The sequence below is a fragment of the Paenibacillus alba genome, assembly GCF_013204855.1.
In the GTDB taxonomy this organism is placed as follows: Bacteria; Bacillota; Bacilli; order Paenibacillales; family NBRC-103111; genus Paenibacillus_E; species Paenibacillus_E alba.
Genome location: NZ_JABMKZ010000038.1, coordinates 22,013 through 45,189 on the forward strand (window position 1 = coordinate 22,013; position 23,177 = coordinate 45,189).

Sequence of the window (23,177 nt, forward strand, 5' to 3'; positions counted from 1 at the left end):
CATTGTTGACAACTAATTAACGCATTATTCGAAAAATCTAATTAAAACATCTTCCCAAAGCCCATGGATAAACCCAAATATTGAATGAAAAAACTGGCAACCAGATGCCCAAGCCCAATGGAAAGCAGGATTTGAAGCATAATCGCTTGAGCTGCCTTTGGCCTTTTGAGCAGGACATCGAAACGGAATGCCTGAAGTGCCCACCAAGCTAAACCTATACACAAGATATAGACAACAATGTCGACCATATTCATCATTGAAGCATACTTGGCCGCTTCATTCCATTTATCTGTTTCTCCCATAGGCCGCTCCTTTTTGTAGATTATCGATTTACTACTTTAGCAAGCAGGGTAACGAATTCAGCACGGGTAGCTTGCTCATCGGGGTGGAAGGTACCATCTGCGTAGCCAGCTACCCACCCATCAGCCGACATTTGCTTCAGAATGCCAATTCCCCAGTAAGAATCATCCACATCCGTAAAGGGCGAATTGCCCCGCTTCTTCCCTGTCATATTCATGCTGCTGGCCAGCATCTGTGTCATTTCCATACGTGTAAGAGTACGGTCTGGTCCAAAGGTGCCATTCGGGTAACCTGTTACAATCCCTGCTTGAACAGCCTTAGCCACATAGTCATAAGCCCAGTGCGAACTATTCATATCACCGAAGCTTACTTCCTTCCGCTTAGTCAGCTTCAAAGCACGTGTTAGTACTGTCGCCGCCTCAGCGCGTGTAATCGGCTGATTCGGAGCAAATCGGTAATTGCCATAGCCGCTAATGACACCTTGTTCGGTTAGCTGGCTGATTGCCGCCTGCGCCCAGTGCCCCTCGATATCGGCAAAGCCGCTTATGAGTGCATAGCTATTTATCTTTAACCGATACATTTGACTCATAAACCATTGGTTTGCTTGAAGCTTAATATAATAAGTCCCCGCATTAAGCGTCTTCTCGATGAACAATTGATCAATACCTGACTCATTCCGGTAAAAGTTTTGTTCCTTCAAGGAGCTGTCGTACAACGTAGCGTACATGATACGCGATGTCGGAATGTTCGTTAACCGTATTTGTGCCAAGCCGTCTTTGGTCATACGGAATTCGAACCAATCGACGTCATCATTCGTATGCATCAAACCTTCATAAACCGAATTCATTGCGGCAAATGTAGCTTGATACGATTTATCATTCGGCTCATTGGGATCAATTAGCTTAGGTGTATATTCAATTTCTAACGTGTATTCTCCTGTAATCGGTCCAGAATAATCCTTCACATTGCTGACACGAATGTAATACTGCCCGGGAAACACATCCATTTGCGGACTGATCTCGATGGCGCCATCTCCACCCTGATCAATCGTAATCGATTTCTCGCCTTCCTTCTGAATGAGCAGCATCGGATCAATTCGTCCGGTATCGACAGACAGTTTAACACGCATCGTACCCGAATGCTCCAGATTAATTACGAACCAATCGAGATCATCTTTTTTATCAAAAGTGCCGCGAAGCGTTTGGCTGCGCGCGGGCAAGGCAAACGCTTTGTACTGTTTATCATTGTCCTCAAAAGGATCTTTATAAATGATAAAGTCCGTTAAGAGCGAGTAATTAATGGCTGTTTTGGTTGTACGGTCAACGGTCTGAAGCTGAACATACGTTCGTCCCTTCGTCACGGCTACCCGGAAAGGCTTGCTGCTGTCCGTACTGCTATTGGAAATGAATGTTTCACCTGAGTCAAAACGCACACGGATCCCAGCGCTATCCGAATTATGGAGCGAGACTTCAATAAACCCATCATAAGCCGCATCAATAGCAAACCAATCCTCATCTTGCGCTGAGGTCAGTGCGGCCTTAACAGCCGTATGAATAGGAAGCTTGGCTGCTTGATTCTGGGTGTTGTTAGGCTCAAAGCGATCTTCATTGTAGGGCTGTGTCAGTGCCAAGTCCACTTGCAGAAGGCCGTATCCCGTCTTCTCATCCCAACCCGTCGGACCGAGGTCCTCGGCTGTCTGCTCCAACTGCGAGCGTACTTGGTAAGCGCTCATTCCGGGGTATTTCCCCCAGACCAAAGCAGCCGCTCCAGCTACCTGTGGCGCTGACATCGAGCTTCCGTCTTGATACTGATAACCGCCTCCAAGCGCGGTGGTATACACATCCCAGGGTGCGACCAGATCCAGCTCAGGCCCAAAATTGGATCGGGAATCTGCCTGCTTATTCCCAGTGACACCTCCAACAGCCAGAACCGTTGGATACGCCGCCGGGTATTTCACACTCGTGCCTTCATTGCCGACAGCGGCAACCAAGAGCACATTGTGATCCTCCGCGTACTGCACGACGCCTGCCAAGTAGTCCGAATATTTATTCAGCCCTAGGGAGAGAACAACAATTTTCGCTCCGTGATCTACCGCATATTTAATTCCTTCACCCAGCTTCGCCTCGCCGCCTGTGCCGTCGGCTTCCAGCGCTTTTATTGGCATAATCTTTGCATTGGGCGCAATGCCAGCAATCCCTTTATCGTTATTGAATGAAGCCGCAATGATGCCAGCTACGTTCGTTCCATGTCCATTATCATCATATGGCTTCTTGGAGGGCTGAAGCAAATTCACGCCGTCCACCAAATTTCCTACAAGATCAGGATGTGTAAGATCAACACCTGTATCAACGACAGCGACAACAATCGGTGTTCGGTTATCCCCTGCTGCAGCCCATGCTTGATCGATATGAATCATATCCAGATAGGTTTGTTTTACCCTCATGGGATCCGTCGATAGGGGGTAGGCTGCCTCTACTTTGATTGCCATCCCTGTGAGTTCCAAGGTGAGCATCATCAGGAAAATGAACCACAGGTGCCGCATTAATTTCATGTCATCACAGGTCCTTTATCTCTTAATGGTTTTTTCCTTCTCTATCTATACCACATTACCCGCCTTCTCGATACATATAACGGTTTTTCGTCGCAAAAAGTTCAGATTTTTGGAAATATTTTTTCATGTAGATGATGGATGTTCTGTAAACACAAAAAACCTCCCCCAATTTCTTGCTTAGGGGAAGGTCTTATTGCAAACACTTATTTAATTATAAAATCCTTCGTCAACGTGAAGATGGATTCAATACCCTTCAGCACGATATGCGGCACAAAGCCTAAAGCCAAGCCAACAAGCGCACACAACCATACGGTTATGCCGAGCGGGACCGAAACCTTGACTTCAGCAGGCTCATAGTCGCTGCGCATGAACATTTGACGCACGATGCCGAAATAGTAATACAGAGAAACTACACTGGTCAGAATCATCAGAGACCCGAGCCAATATTGCTTGGTCTGCATCGTTCCCAAGATGATATAGAGCTTTCCGAAGAAGCCGCCCGAAACAGGGATACCAGCCAAGGACAGTACGATCAAAACCATGGCAACGGCGGTTAAGGGAGCCCGATAATACATACCGCCAAAGCCCTTGGCTTCCGTATGTCCCTCTGCCTGCTCCATAATCATCAACACGGCGAAAGCACCAATGTTCATAAACAAGTACGCGATCAGGTAGAAAATAAATTCAGAAAAGTTCGCGTAATGCGTACCGGAGAAGTACGTTCCAATTGGAACTAGCAAATACCCGGCATTGGCGATCCCTGAGTAAGCCAACAATCTTTTCATATTCGTTTGCTTCAGGGCAATGAAGTTACCGGTCACCATCGCGATGGCGGCCATTACGGATATAGCCAGGAACACATCGGATTGGATGTTGCTTCCCTCGAAGTTGCTAAATCCGAACAATACGTAGAATACTCGGAAAAGGATAGCAAAGCCGGCAGCCTTGGACACGACAGCCAGGAAAGCTGTCACCGGCGTCGGAGCGCCTTGATACACATCCGGTGCCCAGCTGTGGAACGGCGCTGCTGCGATTTTAAAACCAAAACCGGCCAGCAGTAGGAAGAATGATACATAAAGCAGCGGTTCATAAGAAGCCACAAGGGATGGAAGTGCGATGCCAATCTCCATTAAATTGCTGGAACCCGTCATTCCGTATAAGAAGGACATGCCATACAGGATAATAGCGGAGGATATCCCCCCCATAACCAAGTACTTAAAAGCCCCTTCGTTGGACTGCGCATCTTTCTTCTTCATGGCAACCATCAAGTAAGAGGTGATGCTTAGCAGTTCTAACCCTACATACAACGTAATCAAGTCACCTGACGATGACATTATCATAGCACCAAGCGCGGCAGGCAGGTAGAAGTAGTAATACTCCCCAACGTGCGGGATCGCATCTTCTTTGATGAAGCTGAGGCTCATCAAGACGATAAGGCCGGTCCCCGTTAACGTAAATAATTTAAGCAGATTTGAGAAATCATCTACACGATAGCTCTGATTGAGCAGCGAAAAGGGTTCTGCCGGATTCAACTGAAGAATGACGAATACTGCAGAAACCGCGATGCCGACCAGTGTCAACCATCCGATGATGGAGCGATTCATCCTATTCGGCAGAATTAAATCCAAGAGAGATAGGATGATCGCGGTGACAACCAGCGAAAGCTCAGGGAGCAGATGCACTAAATCGTTAGCATGAAGTCGAAGCTGTTCCACTGGTCTAACCTCCTATCTTCCCGGCTACGCTTTGGATCAGTTGATCAAAGCTGCCTATCGTTTGCTGGAGCGGCTGACTCAGCACGCTTGGATATACCCCGAGCAAGAGGATGAACGCTACCAGGGCAATCATCGGCACCGCCTCGATTAACCGGGCGTCGCGCATGCCTTGCAGCTGCAAGTTCGGCTGTTGCGGGCCGAACGTGATGTTCAACACCCCGCGCAGCACGTAGACCGCGGTGAAAATGATCCCCAGTGTACCAATGATGGCGTACACGCGGTGCGTTTCGAAAATTCCGAGAAACGCCAGGAATTCACTGATGAAGCCGGATAAGCCCGGCAATCCGAGCGAGGCCATGCCCGCAATCAGCAGAATCCCGCTGATGAAAGGGATGTTGCTGGCGAGACCGCCCAAGCGACTCAGCTCTGTCGTTTCCGTGCGCTCGTAGATACTGCCGACGAGCAAGAACATCAAGGCCGATATCAGGCCGTGGGAGATCAGTTGGAAGATGGCCCCCTGCAAGCCGGATATGTTGAAGGCGGCGAGTCCGAGCAGAACAATGCCCATGTGGCTGATACTCGAGTACGCCAGGACGAGCTTGAAGTCCTTCTGAACCATTGCGAGAATCGCACCGTAAATGATGTTGATGACCCCCAGGAGCGCAAGCAACCAGGCCATCTGCTTGGCTTCCGCCGGGAAGAACAGAATCCCGAACCGGATGAGGCCATACGCCCCCATTTTCAGCAAAATTCCTGAGTGAATCATAACAATAGAAGGCGGAGCCTCCGTATGTACTTTGAGCATCCACGTATGGAAGGGGAAGATCGGCAGCTTGATGCCGAAAGCCACCAGCAGCATGATGAAGACGGTCCATTTCATCGTCTGACTCAGGAAGAACGGCGTACCCTCTTGATTGACATAGGCAGCAGGGTCCTGCAGCAAATTACGTGCGATGGTATGAATATCACCGCTGTAGTAAATGATGCCCTCTGTCTGCGTAGGCATTTGATTGAATCCAGCTGTGCTGACGAGAATGAGGAACGCTATCAACATAATCGCTGAACCTAGTCCGTTGTACAGCAGAAACCGATTCGCCGCCTGCTCCCGATTCATGTAGCCCCAAATTCCGATCAAGAAGAACATCGGCACCAGCGTCACTTCGAAGAACAGGAAGAACAAGAACAGATCCTGTGACATGAAGACCCCGAACATACCTGTCTCAAGCAACAGGAAGAGAATATAGAACGTTTTCCAACGTTTTTTGATATACACCGAAGCCAGTGCCGCCATGGAGGAGACAAAAGCTGTCAGAAAGACAAGCGGCAGTGAGATCCCATCAACCGCCAGTGAATATTTGAACTCGAAGAAATAGGAAGTAATTTGCTCACTTAACCCTTCATGGTTGAGCGGGACTTTAATCCAATCGAGCTGTTCTTTGTACTGAATCGGATCACCTTGATAGTTATAATCGACGTACAACCATGCCGCCAAAATAAGCGGAATCAATGTTGTTAGAATACCGATCGTTTTAATCAAACGACCCCGGTCACCGCGAATGAAGAGCAGCACCAGCACACCGAGCAGCGGAGAAAAGGCAATCAAGCTTAAAATGGGTAGGCTAGCCAGCATGGATGAACCTCCTTCCTGCAATGGCGAGAGCCAAGATCAGCATTCCCAGAATCATGATGACACCATAGGTCTGCAGTTGACCATTTTGGAGACGGGAACCAAGGCGGCCCAGACTGACGACAGTGAAGGCGACCAACCGTACAATACCGTCAATGACATACACATCAATCAGCTCAAGAACCCATCCTAGACCACGAAGCGGTTTAACAATGACGCCATCATATATTTCATCTACAAAATATTTGCGATTGAGCAGCGTGTACAGCCATGGCATTCTGCTGGAGATGACATCGCGAGGAATCGTGCGCTTTAGGTAAATTAAGTACCCAAGTCCAATACCAAGCAACCCTGCCAATGTAGATAAAATAATAACAATCCAGTTCGCTTTTTCATCATGCTGCTGTCCGGTCAGCCAGTGTCCAAGCCACTCATTGAACGGTGTATTGACAAAGCCTGCCACAACGGCAAGCACAGCTAGAATAATCAGCGGTGTCGTCATGGACGCCGGAGATTCTTGAGGCTCATGAGCTTCGTGTCCATGATCATCGTGCTCGTCGGCAACTTTGGCTTTCCCTCTAGGGGAACCCAAGAACACAAGGAAGAACAGACGGGACATGTAGAAAGCTGTGAAGAAGGCCGCAATGACACCAACCCAGAAGAGAAGCTGATTGTGCTCATAGGCTTCTGTCAGAATCATATCCTTCGACCAGAATCCGGCGAACGGGAAAATTCCTGATAGCGCCAACGTTCCGATCGCGAACGTCCACGTCGTAATCTTCATTTTGCGGGATAATCCGCCCATTTCATTAATATCCTGCGTATGTACAGCGTGAATCACGCTGCCTGCACCCAAGAAGAGCAAGGCTTTGAAGAAAGCATGTGTGAACAGATGGAACATGCCGGAGGTGAACGAAACACCAATCCCTAGCGCCATCATCATATAACCAAGCTGACTCACCGTGGAGTAAGCCAAGATGCGTTTGATATCATTCTGGGCAATCCCGATCGTGGCCGCAAAGATGGCCGTGAATCCGCCCACATAAGCTACAACCATCAGAGCATCCGGGGATGCTTGGAAAATGTCAAAGGTGCGCGCTACGAGGTACACCCCAGCTGCAACCATCGTAGCCGCATGGATCAGCGCACTGATCGGCGTCGGCCCTTCCATCGCATCTGGAAGCCACGTATGCAGCGGGAATTGACCGGATTTCCCCATCGCCCCGATGAAGATCATAATGGCAATCCATGTAATGATGGTCGGGTCAATTTTACCCGAAGTAAACGCATTATGAATCGATGTGAAATCGAGCGCATGCCCTGGCATGTACCAGAACAGCAGCAGAATTCCGATGAATAGGCCAACGTCCCCGATGCGGGTAACGATGAATGCCTTTTTGGCAGCCGCCTTAGCCTCCGGTTTGTAGTACCAGAATCCAACGAGCAGGAAGGAACAAACCCCTACAAGCTCCCAGAAGAAATACAGCTCTAGCATATTCTCCGAAATAACAAGACCCAGCATGGAGAAGGAAAACAAAGCAATGTAGCCAAAAAACACGTGAATCCGCTCGTCGCCCTTCATATAACCCTTGGAATAAATATTCACGAGCAGCGCTACAAGTGTAACAATGACGAGCATGAGGGCGTTCAAATTGTTGACTTCAAACCCCATTTTCAGCGTGAAATCGCCGACTTGCAGCCACTGCAGCTTATTGTACGTGTAATCTTCCACGTTGCCGCCAATTCGTTCAACGAAAATCAGCAAAGCGACGATAAAGGAAGCGAGCATTGCAAAAATGCTAATATAAATCCCAAGATCTTTCAATTGACGTCCCATAGCCGTAAGCGCTAGAAAAGCAAGCAGCGGAAACAACGGAATGAGCCAGGCGTACTGTGAATAGTCCGATACCATATCCTTGTTAGCCTCCTAGCGCTTCATAGAATCCAAATCCGTTACATCTACTGTCCCTTTATTACGATAAATCGTAATTAGAATCGCAATGCCCACAGCCGCCTCAGCAGCTGCAATCGTAATGTTGAACAGCGAGAAAATTTGTCCCGTTAATGCCGGGTGATCACCAAGCTTCGAGAAGGCGATCAAGTTCAAATTCACCGCATTGAGCATAAGCTCGATGGAGAGCAGGACAATAACCCCGTTTTTCTTCGATAATGCTCCGTACAAACCGATACAGAACAGGATTGCAGCCAAGGTGAGGTAGGGAGTAATAATGGTGCCCATAGCTAATCCTCCTCTCTTTTCGCGACTACAATGGCACCGATGAAGGCTACCGTGAGCAGCACGGACATGATCTCGAATGGAATAACATGCTCGTTATACAGCAGCTTCCCAATTTCCAATGTGTTGTCTTTGCCAGCCTCCAGCGTACCGGAAGAGACGAAAGTCGTCTTTTGGATGGCATAAAATAGGACTCCGAACAGCGCCAACGCCCCGACTATGGCTAAGCCTTCCTGCCAAGGACGTCTAGGCTCCTCTTCTTCCCCTTGTCTGTGCTTCGTCATCATAATACCGAAAATCATCAGAATGGAGATCGCACCGGCATAAATCAACACCTGCACGAAGGCAACAAACTCAGCTTCAAGAATGACATATAAGCCTGCCAAGCTGATGAACGTAAGAGCGACGGCAATGACCATATGGACAACCTTGGTAAAAGAAATCATGAAGATAGCCCCGCCAATAGCGAGCAAGGCGAAGACGAAGAACGCCCAACTTGAACCGCTGGATAAGAAATCCCCAATTCCGTTAAACATCTTTCTTGGCCCCCCCTTTTGGCATGGCCGAATTGTTCTCCTGGCGAATATTTTGCGTGTTTTCACTTAACCACTGCATGTTTTTGAACAAATCATCGCGACTGTACGAGCTCAGCTCAAAATTGTTCGTCATGACAATCGCTTCCGTCGGACAAACCTCTGTGCACAGATCGCACAAAATACAAATTTCGAAGTTAATGTCATACGTATCAATAACCTTCCCCTTCTTCTCAGGGTCCGGGTTCGCTTTCCCCGTCAAAGTAATACATTCTGTTGGGCAAACGCGCGCACATTGATTGCACACAATACATTTCTCTGGATCAAAATATTGAATACCGCGAAAGCGATCCGGCATTTTGAGCGGGACGTCAGGGTATGCGTACGTTATTTTCTTCTGCGTCATACTTTTGAACGTTACGCCTAAACCTTTCATTATGCCCTTCATTCATTTCCCTCCTTCGAGTTTCGCTTTAGCAAAACTGACTTCGAAAGCCTCTTAGATTTCGCAAGCCAAAGATTTATTTGGTAATGGTCATAATGATCGCTGTAATCAGCATATTAGCCAGTGCTAATGGCAGCAGCACTTTCCAGCCGAACCCCATCAATTGGTCAACCCGTACCCGTGGCAGCGTCGCGCGCAGCCAGAACAGGAAGAACACGATGAAAGAGAATTTCAGCAAGAACCAGATAATCCCTGGAATGAAATCAAGGAAAGGGAACGGCGCATGCCAGCCGCCTAGGAAAATTAAGCTGGTCAGAGAAGCAATAACGAACACATAAACATACTCCGAAAGCATAAAGAAGGCAAAACGGAAACCGCTGTATTCCACGTGATAACCGGCAACAAGCTCGGATTCGGCTTCCGGCAAATCAAAAGGCGTACGATTCAGCTCAGACACACCGGCAATCGCAAAGATAATAAAGCCTAAGATCTGAGGAATGAAATTCCAATGCCAGAAACCGCCGGATTGATGATCAACGATGGTATGCAGATTTAAACTGCCAGTCATCATGATGACGCCAATAACGGAAATGACCAGCGGAACTTCATAGCTAATCATTTGGGCCGCAGAACGCATACCGCCTAGCAGCGCGTATTTGTTATTGGATGCCCAACCGCCGAGAATAATACCGATTGTAGAAATTCCCGTAAGGGCCACATAAAAGAGCAAGCCGACATTTAAATTCGCGTTAAACATCCGATCCGAGAACGGAATCGTAGCAATAATCGTGAACGAAGGGATAAACGTAATAATTGGTGCCAGAATGAAGAGCTCGCGCTCCGCCTTTTTGGGAATCGTATCTTCCTTAATCAACAGTTTGAATACGTCCGCAACACTCTGTAAAAGCCCAAAGGGGCCCGTTCGGTTGGGTCCGATCCGCATCTGCATCCAGCCAATAACCTTGCGCTCAAAGTAAATCGCATACGTAACGAAGCCTAGAACGAGCATCAGCATGACCACGCCCCAGAATAGGAAAACGAAGAAGTTCGTCCACGTTAGACTCTCTTCCAGTAAATTGACCATTAGGCATCCACCTCCCCAACGACAATATCAATGCCGCCCAGAATCGTAATCAGGTTCGTCATCGTCTCACCCACCAGCAGCTTGGGCAAAATTTGCAAATTCACAAAAGAAGGTCTGCGGAATTTCAAACGGAAAGGCTCTTGCTTCCCTCTGGAAATAATATAGCAGCCAATTTCTCCACGCGGAGACTCAATGGCGGAGTAGACTTCCCCTTCAGGCGGACGAATCACTCTGGGTACTTTGCCCATAGTTTCGCCTTGCTCCGGAAATTGCTCCACAGCTTGCTCCAGAATGCGAAGCGATTGCTTCACTTCTTCCATACGCAGCAAATAACGATCGTAGCAATCACCGCCGCTGCGAACCGGCACATCGAACTGGAAGCGGCTGTACAAGCTGTAGGGCTGCGTTTTGCGGATATCCCAATCTACACCGGTACATCGCAAGTTCGCGCCGCTAAGGCCGTATGCAATGGCTGTAGCTGCATCATACTTGCCCACTCCCTTGATCCGGGAGAGGAAAATTTCATTCCCTGTGACCAGCGTGTGATATTCTTCTAATTTACCGTACATATACGGGATAAATTTCTTAACTTTCTCGATCCAGCCTTCCGGAGCGTCCCACTTCACGCCGCCTACGCGCATGTAGTTGTAGGTCAGACGCGCTCCACAAAGCTCATTGAACAGATCAATGATGATCTCACGATCTCGGAAGGCGTAAAGGAATGGACTCATGGCTCCAATGTCGAGCAAATAAGTTCCCCACCACACCATGTGAGAGGCAATACGCTGAAGCTCCATGACGATCAGACGAAGGAACTCTGCGCGCTCCGGTACTTCAAGCTGCATCATTTTCTCCACGGCATTCACCAACACATAGTTGGTGGTCATGGCCGAAACATAGTCCATACGGTCTGTGTATGGAATAATTTGTGTGTAGCTGAGATTCTCGGCAAGCTTCTCAGTTCCTCTATGTAGATAGCCCATGACGGGTATAGCTTCTTTGATTATTTCTCCATCCAGCTTCACAATTACGCGGAAAACCCCGTGCGTACTTGGATGCTGAGGACCAACATTTAACAGGAGCTCTTCTGTCCGTAACAAATGCTACACCTCCGGGTCGAGCGGTTCGTAATCTTTGCGCAGAGGATGGCCGACCCAATCGTCAGGCATCATGATGCGTACTAAGTTGGGATGTCCAGGGAAATCAATCCCCAGTAGATCGTACACTTCCCGCTCATTCCAATCAGCGGTAGGCCATGTAAGGGCAACGGACGGAATGCTTGGCTGCTCCCGGTCTGTTTTCACTTTCACACAATATTCTTGCTTGTGTGTGAGGGAAAGCAGATGATACGCCACCTCGAGGTGCGTTTCCTGATCCACACCGGAGAGATTGCGCAAATAGTCGCAGCGCAGCTCTTCGTGATCCCTGAGCGTCAGCGCGGCCTGCGGCCAGCGCGAGCTGTGAATGACCACGTAAGGACGATGCGCGTCCCTTTCGTTGATGAAAGCTTCGACGACGGCGTCTTCGCCTGCGCCCTCCTTCAAGATCGCGACCAGCCGGTCCAGCAGCGGCTGGTTCGGCGAAGGCACTTTCGGCGCGTCAGGCTCCGCCGATTCGGTCTTCGCGCGTGCGCTTGCGCGCGCGGCGCGGGCTTCTGCGGCGGCCTGGGCTTTGGCCGCCTTCTCGTCGTCCCCTGCGGCAGGCGCAGGGGTTGCCGGTGCCGCCGACGCGGGCTCGCCCGTCGGCTCGGCGGCCGCCCGCGCTGCGAGGCGGGCGGCTCGCGCCGCGGCGCGCTCAGCTGCAGCGTCGCTGGCCTTGACCTCCGCAGCAGGCTCCGCTGCTTGCGCTGCGTCGTCGCTCTTCGGCGCATCAGACGCCGTATCGGTCGTCTGCGCAGCTTCGCCGCTATTCGCTGCGCGTTCGGCAAGCTCGGCCGCAGGCGCGTCGCTTGGCTCACTCGTCGTTTGCGCAGCAGGGTCAGCAGCCTGATTCTCCGCCGCGCGATCAACAGCTGCTTGCACGTCCGCGCTAAGCGGGGTCTCGTGAGAGCTTGCTTCTGGCGTCAGCTCGCCTATTGCATCCGCTGCTTTCTCCAGCGGGGATTCCTTCTTCTGTTTAGCTTCCTCGGCGGGAGTTTGGTCAGCCTTCGGCTCGACCTTCCCTTCCGGCTTCTTCTCATCGCTCATCGATTGGTCACCTGCTTCCCAGTTTTCGCTTCATAGCGAATTTTCTCCTGGAGCTTATTGATGCCATAAATAAGTGCGGCCGGATTCGGCGGACAACCGGGAATATATACATCCACAGGCACGATTTGATCGACACCTTTTACAACGGAATACGATTTCACGTACGGTCCGCCCGCTGTCGCGCAGGATCCCATAGCAATAACCCACTTGGGCTCGGGCATTTGTTCATAAAGACGGCGCAGCAAAGGAGCCATTTTCTTCGTAACCGTCCCTGCTACAATCATCACATCCGATTGCCGGGGAGACGTACGGAAGATGACTCCGAAACGATCCAAATCATAATGAGACCCACCTGTTCCCATCATTTCAATGGCACAACAGGCTAGGCCAAACGTTAGTGGCCAAAGCGAATTACTGCGAGCCCATGCCTTCACTTGCTCCAGTGTTGTCATAAAGACATTGCGGTTTAACTCTTCCCGTTCCTCGGGAGATATCGACTCTAGACTGAAGTCCATTGCAGCACCTTCTTCTTCCAAGCGTATATTAATCCTATGGCAAGCAAGGCTACAAAAATACACATTTCCACTAAAGCAAAAAGTCCAAGCTGATTAAAAGCGACAGCCCACGGATACAGAAATACGGTCTCCACATCAAAGATGACAAACATCAAAGCAAACAAATAATAGCGAATATTAAACCGAATTTGTCCCTCACCTACAGGCTCGTTTCCACTCTCATACGTCGTGTACTTCTCTTCGACGGGTTTGCTCGGTCTTAACCATTTGCCTATCGTCAGCGCTGCTATGGGAAGGAAGATCCCTAACCCTAGAAATACCGCTACGATTACATAGTTATTTGTATACATCATTTGAATGTAACCGCCTCCATTCTGATTTGCTTGACTTACATCTACTATTCCATTTGGAAATATTCACCTTCAACATTATATCAAAAAGCCTTTTAGGCGTCGATGGCTAATTCCAAACGTCACATATTCAGGCTTAGAGAGTAGATTTCCCAAATCTATCCTGAAATACTCATATCCTTATCCGAGATGGTTAGTAATCGGGATAGGTGGGTAATACTATGCAGTGGAAAAATGGAGGACAACCTCCATACAACCATGAATTGATTAAAGAGAGGATGATTTCACATGAAAACAGCTACTGATCTACATCGGACGAATGAAAAAGTTGAGGAAACAGGAAAATACGTTTGTGCAGCAGGCAAAACACTTCAATTATCACACGGTGATGAATTTCCTAATTGTCCGGTCTCGGGCAAGGAAACCACATGGCGGCATGCGAATCATCAACATAAAACAGGCGATAAAGTAACTGAAGCTGGCTACTATCAAGACGCCGATGGGCAAAAAATTGAGCTTAAGATCGGTGATACGTTCCCTTCCTGTCCAAAAACAGGAAAACCTACGGCTTGGCATCACGTTTAAATATTGAATTCCCTAATTGGGGCAAAGGACTGTCTTTCAAGGGCAATGCACCTTGGGGCAGTCCTTTTGCCTTCCAGCATAAGGCCAGAGGAACTTAATTATCGCTAGGGGATATTGTTTTGTAAAAATACCCCCGTGTTGCCCTGAACCAAGGACAACCTACCCGATTGGCATCTCGTTAACTTAAAGGTTCTAAGATAAAAGTCTCTGGAAGCTCCTATTTGTGAAAAAGCAGCTTTAATTTTACGATTAGAAGTCTTTAGAGACTCTTATCGTCAGCAAAACTAGCCAAAACCCCTCCACACTAAGCAATTAAGAGTCCCCAGAAGCTCTTATCCGCACAAAAAATAGCCATTTTCGACGAATAGAAGTCTTTGGAGACTCTTATCGCCAGCAAAACTGCCCCACTCCAACGATCTGAAACAAAAAAAACGAAGGAACCAAAGTTCCCCCGCTTTTCGTCAAACATCTATTTATTTCCCGGACACACTGATACGGTTCACGGCTCTTTGCAAAGCAGCTTCCGCACGTTTGAAGTCAACGTTATCTTGCTTTGTTTCAGCAAGGCGTTTCTCCGCACGCTCTTTCGCAGCTTTCGCGCGATCGATATCAATTTGTTCTGGTAGCTCGGCGCTTTCCGCCAATATAACCACCTTATCCTTGCGCACTTCCATGAAACCGCCGTTAACCGCGATGATTTCGTCTTTAGAGCCCTGTTTCTTCACAGTAATCGGCGCAATTTTCAATGGAGTGACCAGTGGAATGTGATTCGGCAGAATTCCAAGCTCCCCTTCGACACCCTTCACGCTAACCATGTTTGCTTGTTCAGCGTACACTTTGCGCTCCGGGGTAACAATTTCCAGTAGGAATGTACTCACTTGGATTCTCCTCCCTTAAAGTTTTGCTAGGCAAAACTGGCTTCGTAAGCATTACTGCGTTGGCATTAAGCCAAACTTACAGTGTTTTTGCTTTCTCGATAGCGTCCTCGATCGTTCCCACGTTGTGGAAAGCCACTTCAGGAAGGTTGTCGTGCTTACCTTCAAGGATTTCTTTGAAGCTGCGCACAGTTTCTTTCAATGGTACATACAGACCTGGGAAACCGTTGAACGGCTCAGCAACGTGAAGCGGCTGAGACAAGAACAAGCGAAGACGACGCGCACGGTGTACAGTCAATTTGTCCTCATCGGACAACTCATCCATACCCAAGATCGCGATAATATCCAGAAGCTCTTTGTAACGTTGAAGAATTTGTTTAACGCCTTGTGCTGTTCTATAGTGATCTTCGCCAAGTGTTTCTGGCGTCAAGATACGGGAAGAAGAAGCAAGTGGATCTACCGCAGGGAAAATACCTGCTGCTGCAATACTACGCTCCAAGTTCGTTGTTGCGTCCAAGTGAGCGAAAGCCGTTGCTGGAGCCGGATCCGTGTAGTCATCGGCAGGAACGTAAATCGCTTGAATGGAAGTAACGGAACCTTTTTTCGTGGACGTAATACGCTCTTGCAGTTGACCCATCTCTGTTGCCAGAGTTGGTTGGTAACCTACTGCTGATGGCATACGACCCAGCAATGCGGAAACCTCAGAACCTGCTTGTGTAAAGCGGAAGATGTTATCGATGAAAAGAAGAACGTCTTTACCTTCTTCATCACGGAAATACTCAGCCATTGTCAAACCGGACAAAGCTACGCGAAGACGCGCGCCTGGAGGCTCGTTCATTTGACCGAATACCATCGCTGTTTTTGCGATAACGCCGGAGTCTTTCATCTCGTGGTAAAGGTCATTACCTTCACGAGTACGCTCACCAACGCCTGCGAAAACGGAGATACCGCCATGCTCTTGTGCAATGTTGTGGATCAACTCTTGCATGGTTACGGTTTTACCTACACCCGCGCCGCCGAAGAGACCGATTTTACCACCCTTAACATAAGGAGCCATAAGGTCGATAACTTTAATTCCTGTTTCAAGAATCTCTGCTTTTGTCGACAAGTTGTCGAAAGCTGGAGCTTCTTTGTGAATGCCGCTTGTAAATGTACGGTCTACGCCTTCGATACCATCGATTGGCTCTCCCAATACGTTGAACACACGACCTAATGTTGCTGCTCCAACCGGAACGGTAATAGCAGCTTTTGTATCTTCAGCTACGGCTCCACGCACAAGTCCGTCAGTTGAGGACATTGCGATACAACGAACCAGGTTGTCACCAAGGTGAACTGCTGCTTCAACCGTCATCGTGGATACTACGCCGTTATCATTTCTTTCGATCTTGATTGCATTCAAAATTTCAGGGAGTTGTCCGCGTTCGAACTCAATGTCGACGACAGGCCCTGTAATTGTTACAACGCGCCCTTTGCTCATGGTTTCCCTCCTAAAAAAAGCTGTGCCTCCGTAAAGGCTTTAATATCATGCGTTCGCGTTCGCTCCAGCAACGATCTCCGATATTTCCTGGGTAATCGAGGCTTGACGCGCACGGTTATAAGCTAATGTGTAGCCGCTGATCATCTTCGTTGCATTCTTCGTGGCCGAGTTCATCGCCGTCATTCTCGCACCAAACTCACTTGCTTTACCTTCCAATACAGCACTGTAAATAAGCGTTTCAGCATATTTAGGCAGCAATACTTCCAGTACGCCTTCCGGTGACGGCTCATACTCATAACTAGCAGCAGCCGCGCCAGTAACTTCTTCCATAGGAAGCAGGCGAATCATGGTTGGAATTTGGGTAATCGCATTTTTGAATTGGTTATATACCAAGAACAACTGGTCATACGTACCGTTCTCGAAGTTCTTCACTGCTGCAGTAGCTACAGGTTTAATATCCGCGAATTTCGGTGAATCCGGAACCCCTGTCACTTCTTCTACAACTGGCATATTGCGTTTGCGGAAGAAATTACTACCTTTACGTCCGATTACAAAAATCGAATATTCAGCTGTCGATTTATGGTTTTCACGAATCTCCGTCATGACTTTCCGCAACACGTTAGCGTTGTAGCCTCCAGCCAATCCACGATCCGAGGTGATTACTAAATAGCCCGTCTTCTTCACTTCGCGTGACTGTAACATCGGGTGTTTGATCCCTTTGCTTCCAGCTGCAATGCTTTGAACGACTTCTTTCAACTTATCGGAGTAAGGACGTGCTGCTTCCGCAGAACGTTGTGCTCGTCTCAAATTCGCTGCAGAGACCATTTCCATCGCTCTCGTAATTTGTTTCGTGTTTTGTGTGGACTTGATTTGGCGCTTAATCTCGCGCATTCCTTTTGCCATACCTGCTCACCTCTCTTTTGAGGCTTAGAAAAGCCTTCATTCGAAGACCTGAATTCAGGCGATCAGCCTGCCCAGGATTAACACGGTAGGTAGAGCTTCACTTCAACATGAAGCTCTGCCATCATGATTTATACAGAAGCTGCGAAGCTCTTTTTGAATTGAACAATTGCTTCTACTAGCGCTTTATCGTTATCCGGAGTAATGTCCTTCGTATCACGAATACTGTGTAGAATTTCTGGACGGTTGGATTCCAAGTAAGCCAAGAATTGACCTTCAAAACGCGTTACGTCTTGAACCGGAAGATCATCCACATGCCCTTTAACAACCGTGTACAGGGAAGCAACTTGCTTTTCCAAAGACATCGGTTGGTGAACACCTTGTTTCAAAATTTCAAGCGTACGAACACCACGGTCCAAACGCGATTGAGTAGCTTTATCCAAGTCAGATCCGAATGCAGCAAATGCAGCAAGCTCACGATATTGTGCCAAGTCAACACGAAGTGTACCGGCAACTTTTTTCATCGCTTTCGTTTGTGCAGAGCCCCCTACCCGGGATACAGAGTTACCAACGTTAACCGCTGGACGCTGACCGGAGTAGAACAAGTCGGATTCTAAGAAGATTTGTCCGTCCGTAATCGAAATTACGTTCGTAGGAATGTAGGCCGAGATATCGCCTGCTTGTGTTTCAATGAAAGGAAGTGCCGTCATGGAACCGCCACCTAGCTCATCATTCAATTTCGCAGCACGCTCTAGAAGACGGGAATGCAAGTAGAAAACATCCCCTGGATAAGCTTCACGACCCGGTGGACGACGAAGCAAGAGGGACAACTCACGGTAAGCAGCTGCTTGTTTGGACAAGTCATCATAGACGATCAACACGTGCTCGCCTTTGTACATGAAGTACTCACCCATTGCGCAACCTGCGTATGGAGCCAACCAAAGCATTGGTGAAGGCTCGGAAGCAGAAGCTGTTACTACGATTGTGTAATCCAAAGCGCCAGCGTGACGAAGTGTTTCAACAACGCCTACAACCGTGGATTGTTTTTGACCAATTGCAACGTAGATACATTTAACGCCGTTGCCTTTTTGGTTGATGATCGCATCGATTGCGATCGCTGTTTTACCTGTTTGACGGTCACCGATGAGCAACTCACGTTGTCCACGGCCAACTGGTACCATCGCGTCAATCGCTTTGATCCCTGTTTGCATTGGCTCATGTACCGATTTACGGGCCATAACGCCTGGTGCTGGGGATTCGATTGGACGGAATCCAGTTGTTTCGATTGGTCCTCTGCCATCGACAGGTTGACCCAGTGGGTTAACTACACGGCCGAGAAGCGCGTCGCCTACTGGGATTTCCATGATGCGGCCCGTACGTTTTACTTGGTCGCCTTCACGAATATCTTTGTAAGGTCCGAGAATAACGATACCTACGTTGCTTTCTTCCAGGTTAAACGCGTAGCCCAGAACGCCACTTGGAAACTCAAGCAGCTCGCCTGCCATTACGCTTTCCAAGCCGTGAGCACGAGCGATACCATCACCAACTTGAATGACTGTACCTACATCAACCACTTGGATATCGGAATTATAGTTTGCAATCTGTTGTTTAATCAATGAGCTGATTTCTTCAGGTTTGATACTCAACGAACTTCACCCCTATTCTTACAGTGCTTGTGTTAAACTAACGCTTTGGCCAAACGATCCAACTTGCCTGCCAAGCTTCCATCATATAAACGATCACCGATGCGCACTTGAACGCCACCGAGCAATTTCGGCTCGACTTCATTCGAAACACGAATCGTTTTACCTGTTACTTTGCTAAAATGTGAAGCAATCTCAGCTTGTTGAGCATCCGTTAACGCAATAGCGGAGTAAACAACAGCACTCGCTTGTCCTAGTGCTTCATTGGCTACCTTAACGTAGTCGTTAAGTAAAGCTGAAAGAATCGATTGTCTTCCTTTATCAATCAAGACCAGCAGCGTGTTCCACACCGGTTCGGAAACTTTGCCTTCGAAAATCTGCTTTAGCAGGTCCGTTTTCGCGGAAGTCCCGATGTTCGGATGGTTCAGGAACTTCTGCAAGTCTGCATTGTCCCTAATCGCACTAGCTACAGATTTCAGCTCTTCTTCAACTTGGGAAATGATACCTTGTTCCTTCGCTACTTCGAATAAAGCTTTGGCATAACGCTTCGCTACGACGATGTCACTCATACGTTGCCTCCTACCTCTTTGAGGTAATGCTCAACAAGTTCTTCTTGTGACTTTTCGTCGATTTGTTTCTCAATAATTTTGGATGCGATTAGAACGGACATCGCGCCAACTTGGCTGCGAAGAGCGGCAACCGCTTTGTTCTTCTCATTTTCGATATCTTTCAGTGCTTCGTCTTTCAGACGGTTAGCTTCTGCGCTAGCAGCGTGAATAATATCATCAGCTTGTTTGGAACCTGTATGCTTCGCTTGCTCAATGATATCGTAAGCTTCCTTACGAGTTTGTTGCAGCGCTTGCTTTTGTTCCTCTAACAATTGATCAGCTTGCTTGCGGCTCGCTTCAGCTGTTTGAATTTGATCTTTCACCAATTGTCTGCGTTTCTCCATCATGCCAAACAAAGGGCCAAATGCAAATTTAGAAAGCAACAAATATAAAATTAAGAACGCGATAAGTTGAATCCAAAACGTGGACCATTGAATATCCAAGTAACGTCACTCCCTTCTGATAACATGGGCAAAACGAAGGCGTGGCGGCAATGATATGCCATCCCCGCCGAACGGTTTCTTAAGCTTTTCCCATAAAGATGAATGCAAGAACCAATGCTACGACCGGCATTGCCTCAACTAGACCTACCCCGATAAACATTGTTGTTTGAAGCGTACCACGAAGTTCTGGTTGACGGGAAATACCTTCCAAAGCGCGACCTACGATCAAACCGTTACCAATACCTGCACCTAGTGCTCCTAAACCGAATACGATACCTGCTGCTACTAATGCTATTGCTCCCATTGATAAATCCTCCCTCAAATTCTTAAGTTTGTTTTGTTTATAAGTGACTCGAGACTTCCCGAGGTAAGTCTTTCTCTTAATGCTCTTCTTCGTGAATCAACGTTTGCGAGATATAAACCATGGTCAGCATCGTGAATACGAAGGCTTGAATCGCACCTACGAACACACTGAAGCCCTGCCATACAAAGAGAGGCGCAATTCCAAACCAACCTGCTCCAACAATGACAGATATCATAATTTCACCAGCATAAATGTTTCCGTAAAGACGGAAAGCGAGCGTAAGCGGCTTTGATACAACTTCAATTAAATGAAGGATCAACATTGCCCCTTTGAACTCAAAGTAATGCGCGAAGTAATGCTTCGTATTGCGAGTAATCCCTAGATAGTGACTTAATACAATTACGATAACCGTAAGTGCTCCTGTAACGGCAATATCAGCTGTTGGCGATTTCCACCATGACACGTGATCTGTTGTCACAATCGAGAAAGGGAGACCAAGCATGTTGCCGATAAAGATGTACATGATGAGCGTAAGACCTAATGCGATAAAACCTTTACCGTGTTTCGATCCAATCGTGCTTCCGATAATGCCTTCTACAAACTCAATTGTCCATTCCATGAAGTTTTGCAATTTCGAAGGATTTGTTACGGATGCTCGGCTGGCTCCTGCAATTGCAAGAATTAGCACGATAAGTGTGGTAATTCCGATCATCATTAGTGCAGATGCATCGAAAGTAAAGCCTAACCACTCAAATTCTGGTACGTGATGTTCCATGTTTTCCATTTTCACCCCTTTCATCGAATGGAATTACTTCTTAGACTTCCTAATAGAAAGAATACCCAGTACGAGTGTTGCCAATTGAGCAAAAAAGTATCCAACGATCGTCGTGGTTAACGCGATATGTTCGGGATACCGTACGGCAACCAAGCCTGCGAAACCAGCAATTGCTGCTCTTGTCAGAAAACCCAGGGTCACCTTGCGCCCATTCTGCTCTATCGCAGCTGCTGCCAACTTGTTAATCTTCCAGGCCAAAAACCTTGCATTCACCATACTCGCCATGGATCCGAGCATTATGCCGGCAAAGTAAACCCGATAGTCGACAAGAAGCGCCCATGCAGCCAAACAAAAGGATAAAAAGAAAAGAAACACATTTTGAACCGTTTTCAGAGTGGCTGAAAAGTCATCCATTATAGCCCTCCGTACCGCTTTATCATGAAGTAAATGCTAATGATTCCGGTTACAAGCCCTAGCAAGAATCCACCTAACAACCAGAGCTGTCCCCCTAGTGTGCGACTCAACCACTCGCCGAAGAAATACCCGGCCGCTAAACATACTACGAGGTCGATACCAATTGCACTAGTTAGGGCTACTGCCCGCCACGGATTATCATTGGGATTTGGCCGTTTCATCGCACCCTCCTGAGCGTTTTCCGCATGGAAAACCCGCTTCGTAGACATCGTGCTACGAATCCTCATTCATTGTATCGAAGCCATGCAAGGTTTGTCAATTGACAGAACTTCATTTGTGACTTCTCACAAAACCCCTCAGAGCCTTGCGGCTCTAGGGTTTGCGAGTTTCCAAACCAAACAGTCGAACTGTACGCTGTAGCGTTTGTCATGATTTTGTCACGGTTAGAATGTTTCAGGCCGTTCGGAGGTCTTGCCGAAGTGATGGAGAATCGCTTGCACGATACGTTCAGACGCTTTTCCATCCCCATAAGGATTGGCAGCTTGGCTCATTTGGCTGTACAATTCGGGGTCCGTCAGCAGGGCGCGAGCGCGCTCGTAGACTTTCTCCTCATCGGTGCCGACAAGCTCTAACGTGCCTGCTTGAATGCCTTCCGGACGCTCTGTGGTATCACGCAGAACAAGAACGGGCACGCCAAAAGACGGCGCTTCCTCTTGAAGCCCACCTGAATCCGTCAGAATCATATGCGTATGCGGGTAGAAGTTATGGAACTCACTCGCGTCGAAGGGTTCTACCAGCTTGATGCGTGGGTGATTCCCAAGAATCTCATGCGCAGGCTCTTTAACCGCCGGGCTTGGATGCACCGGATAAACAATCGCAATATCGTCGAACTCATCAGCGATCCGCTTCACAGCTCGGAAAATTTGGCGATGCGGCTCTCCTTGAGCTTCACGGCGATGCGCCGTCATCAAGATGAGCTTGCGTCCTGCCGCCCACTCCAGAACGGGGTGGTTGAAATTCTCTTTAACAGTGTATTTAAATACATCCGTTACCGTATTGCCGGTCACATAAATTTGCGACTCGGATTTATTTTCCTTACGCAGATTGTCTGCGGACTGCTGTGTTGGCGCGAAGTGAAGATCGGCCAAAACGCCTGTTAGCTGACGGTTCATTTCCTCCGGGTATGGCGACATTTTGTTCCACGTACGAAGACCCGCTTCCACGTGTCCTACTTGGATTTGCTGCATGAACGCCGCATAGCTCGCTAGGAACGTAGTCAAAGTATCGCCGTGCACGAGAATCAGATCAGGCTTCGCCTCTTGAAACACCGGCTCCAAACCTTGAAGCACACGCATTGTAATCTCATTCAACGTTTGACGATCCTTCATCACATTTAGGTCAAAGTTAGGTGTAATTTTGAAAATTTCTAGCACTTGGTCCAGCATTTGACGATGCTGTGCGGTTACGCAGACTAGCGACTCAATATGCTCAGGGTGCTTCTCCAACTCCAAAATCAGCGGAGCCATTTTAATCGCTTCGGGTCTCGTGCCGAAAATCGTAATCACTTTAAGACGTTTCATCGGTTTTCTCTCCCCTTAGAGCTTTCCGTAG

General features: G+C 48.2%; 25 protein-coding genes. 1 reads left to right on the forward strand and 24 read right to left on the reverse strand.

Annotated features, from left to right (window positions below; genetic code table 11):
• Positions 1–41: 41 nt before the first annotated feature.
• From HQN90_RS30775 to HQN90_RS30835, 13 genes are all read right to left on the reverse strand, one after another.
• On the reverse strand, positions 42–302 hold the full coding sequence (locus HQN90_RS30775) for a DUF1146 family protein (RefSeq protein ID WP_244209196.1): 261 nt from the start codon (positions 300–302) through the stop codon (positions 42–44).
• Positions 303–322: 20 nt separating this feature from the next.
• The gene (locus HQN90_RS30780) at positions 323–2,851 is read right to left on the reverse strand and encodes a S8 family peptidase (RefSeq protein WP_246362921.1); all 2,529 of its coding nucleotides are present in this window, start codon (positions 2,849–2,851) and stop codon (positions 323–325) included.
• Positions 2,852–3,054: 203 nt separating this feature from the next.
• Positions 3,055–4,566, reverse strand: a complete 1,512-nt coding sequence (locus tag HQN90_RS30785; protein ID WP_173226280.1) for an NADH-quinone oxidoreductase subunit NuoN — start codon at positions 4,564–4,566, stop codon at positions 3,055–3,057.
• Positions 4,567–4,570: 4 nt separating this feature from the next.
• Positions 4,571–6,196: a complex I subunit 4 family protein gene (locus HQN90_RS30790; RefSeq protein ID WP_173226282.1), complete on the reverse strand. Its 1,626-nt coding sequence runs from the start codon at positions 6,194–6,196 to the stop codon at positions 4,571–4,573.
• On the reverse strand, positions 6,186–8,105 hold the full coding sequence (nuoL, locus tag HQN90_RS30795) for an NADH-quinone oxidoreductase subunit L (RefSeq protein WP_173226284.1): 1,920 nt from the start codon (positions 8,103–8,105) through the stop codon (positions 6,186–6,188). Before nuoL ends, HQN90_RS30790 begins: the two co-directional genes overlap by 11 nt.
• Before the next feature lie 15 nt (positions 8,106–8,120).
• Positions 8,121–8,432 carry an NADH-quinone oxidoreductase subunit NuoK gene (gene nuoK, locus HQN90_RS30800; RefSeq protein ID WP_079417000.1) on the reverse strand — a complete coding sequence of 104 codons (312 nt, stop codon included), beginning with the start codon at positions 8,430–8,432 and terminating at the stop codon, positions 8,121–8,123.
• 2 nt (positions 8,433–8,434) lie between these two features.
• Positions 8,435–8,965: an NADH-quinone oxidoreductase subunit J gene (locus tag HQN90_RS30805; RefSeq protein WP_173226286.1), complete on the reverse strand. Its 531-nt coding sequence runs from the start codon at positions 8,963–8,965 to the stop codon at positions 8,435–8,437.
• A complete protein-coding gene (gene nuoI, locus HQN90_RS30810; protein ID WP_173226288.1) occupies positions 8,958–9,410 on the reverse strand; it encodes an NADH-quinone oxidoreductase subunit NuoI in 453 nt (150 codons plus the stop codon). The genes HQN90_RS30805 and nuoI overlap by 8 nt, the downstream gene beginning before the upstream one ends.
• A 73-nt stretch (positions 9,411–9,483) precedes the next feature.
• Entirely contained in the window at positions 9,484–10,491 is a 1,008-nt protein-coding gene (gene nuoH, locus HQN90_RS30815; RefSeq protein WP_079416994.1) for an NADH-quinone oxidoreductase subunit NuoH, read from the reverse strand.
• Complete coding sequence (locus HQN90_RS30820; RefSeq protein ID WP_079416992.1) at positions 10,491–11,591, reverse strand: NADH-quinone oxidoreductase subunit D; 1,101 nt, start codon at positions 11,589–11,591, stop codon at positions 10,491–10,493. Before HQN90_RS30820 ends, nuoH begins: the two co-directional genes overlap by 1 nt.
• Positions 11,592–11,594: 3 nt before the next feature.
• Positions 11,595–12,677, reverse strand: a complete 1,083-nt coding sequence (locus HQN90_RS30825; RefSeq protein ID WP_173226290.1) for an NADH-quinone oxidoreductase subunit C — start codon at positions 12,675–12,677, stop codon at positions 11,595–11,597.
• Complete coding sequence (locus HQN90_RS30830) at positions 12,674–13,192, reverse strand: NuoB/complex I 20 kDa subunit family protein (RefSeq protein WP_029195655.1); 519 nt, start codon at positions 13,190–13,192, stop codon at positions 12,674–12,676. Before HQN90_RS30830 ends, HQN90_RS30825 begins: the two co-directional genes overlap by 4 nt.
• Positions 13,177–13,542: an NADH-quinone oxidoreductase subunit A gene (locus HQN90_RS30835; protein ID WP_079417058.1), complete on the reverse strand. Its 366-nt coding sequence runs from the start codon at positions 13,540–13,542 to the stop codon at positions 13,177–13,179. Before HQN90_RS30835 ends, HQN90_RS30830 begins: the two co-directional genes overlap by 16 nt.
• Before the next feature lie 288 nt (positions 13,543–13,830).
• On the opposite strand from HQN90_RS30835, the gene HQN90_RS30840 reads away from it, so the two are divergent.
• Positions 13,831–14,127, forward strand: coding sequence for a hypothetical protein (locus HQN90_RS30840; RefSeq protein WP_173226292.1), 297 nt, complete (start codon positions 13,831–13,833; stop codon positions 14,125–14,127).
• Positions 14,128–14,600: 473 nt separating this feature from the next.
• On the opposite strand, the gene HQN90_RS30845 is transcribed toward HQN90_RS30840, so the two are convergent.
• The 11 genes from HQN90_RS30845 to wecB form a co-directional block, all read right to left on the reverse strand.
• Complete coding sequence (locus HQN90_RS30845) at positions 14,601–15,005, reverse strand: F0F1 ATP synthase subunit epsilon (RefSeq protein ID WP_173226294.1); 405 nt, start codon at positions 15,003–15,005, stop codon at positions 14,601–14,603.
• A 76-nt stretch (positions 15,006–15,081) separates the two neighbouring features.
• Positions 15,082–16,479, reverse strand: coding sequence for a F0F1 ATP synthase subunit beta (gene atpD, locus HQN90_RS30850; protein WP_147950322.1), 1,398 nt, complete (start codon positions 16,477–16,479; stop codon positions 15,082–15,084).
• Positions 16,480–16,524: 45 nt separating this feature from the next.
• Positions 16,525–17,382 (reverse strand): ATP synthase F1 subunit gamma, encoded by an 858-nt coding sequence (gene atpG / locus HQN90_RS30855; protein ID WP_173226296.1) that lies wholly within the window; start codon positions 17,380–17,382, stop codon positions 16,525–16,527.
• Positions 17,383–17,510: 128 nt separating this feature from the next.
• Complete coding sequence (atpA, locus tag HQN90_RS30860; protein ID WP_079416984.1) at positions 17,511–19,025, reverse strand: F0F1 ATP synthase subunit alpha; 1,515 nt, start codon at positions 19,023–19,025, stop codon at positions 17,511–17,513.
• A 32-nt stretch (positions 19,026–19,057) separates the two neighbouring features.
• Positions 19,058–19,591 (reverse strand): F0F1 ATP synthase subunit delta, encoded by a 534-nt coding sequence (locus tag HQN90_RS30865; RefSeq protein ID WP_173226298.1) that lies wholly within the window; start codon positions 19,589–19,591, stop codon positions 19,058–19,060.
• The gene (atpF, locus tag HQN90_RS30870; RefSeq protein WP_173226301.1) at positions 19,588–20,073 is read right to left on the reverse strand and encodes a F0F1 ATP synthase subunit B; all 486 of its coding nucleotides are present in this window, start codon (positions 20,071–20,073) and stop codon (positions 19,588–19,590) included. Before atpF ends, HQN90_RS30865 begins: the two co-directional genes overlap by 4 nt.
• 79 nt (positions 20,074–20,152) lie before the next feature.
• Complete coding sequence (gene atpE, locus HQN90_RS30875; protein WP_028556930.1) at positions 20,153–20,377, reverse strand: F0F1 ATP synthase subunit C; 225 nt, start codon at positions 20,375–20,377, stop codon at positions 20,153–20,155.
• Positions 20,378–20,453: 76 nt separating this feature from the next.
• Positions 20,454–21,152, reverse strand: a complete 699-nt coding sequence (gene atpB / locus HQN90_RS30880) for a F0F1 ATP synthase subunit A (protein WP_173226303.1) — start codon at positions 21,150–21,152, stop codon at positions 20,454–20,456.
• Positions 21,153–21,185: 33 nt separating this feature from the next.
• Positions 21,186–21,566 (reverse strand): ATP synthase subunit I, encoded by a 381-nt coding sequence (locus tag HQN90_RS30885; protein ID WP_173226305.1) that lies wholly within the window; start codon positions 21,564–21,566, stop codon positions 21,186–21,188.
• Positions 21,566–21,787, reverse strand: a complete 222-nt coding sequence (locus tag HQN90_RS30890; RefSeq protein ID WP_173226307.1) for an AtpZ/AtpI family protein — start codon at positions 21,785–21,787, stop codon at positions 21,566–21,568. The genes HQN90_RS30885 and HQN90_RS30890 overlap by 1 nt, the downstream gene beginning before the upstream one ends.
• Positions 21,788–22,009: 222 nt before the next feature.
• Positions 22,010–23,146, reverse strand: a complete 1,137-nt coding sequence (wecB, locus tag HQN90_RS30895; protein ID WP_173226309.1) for a non-hydrolyzing UDP-N-acetylglucosamine 2-epimerase — start codon at positions 23,144–23,146, stop codon at positions 22,010–22,012.
• Positions 23,147–23,177: the final 31 nt, after the last annotated feature.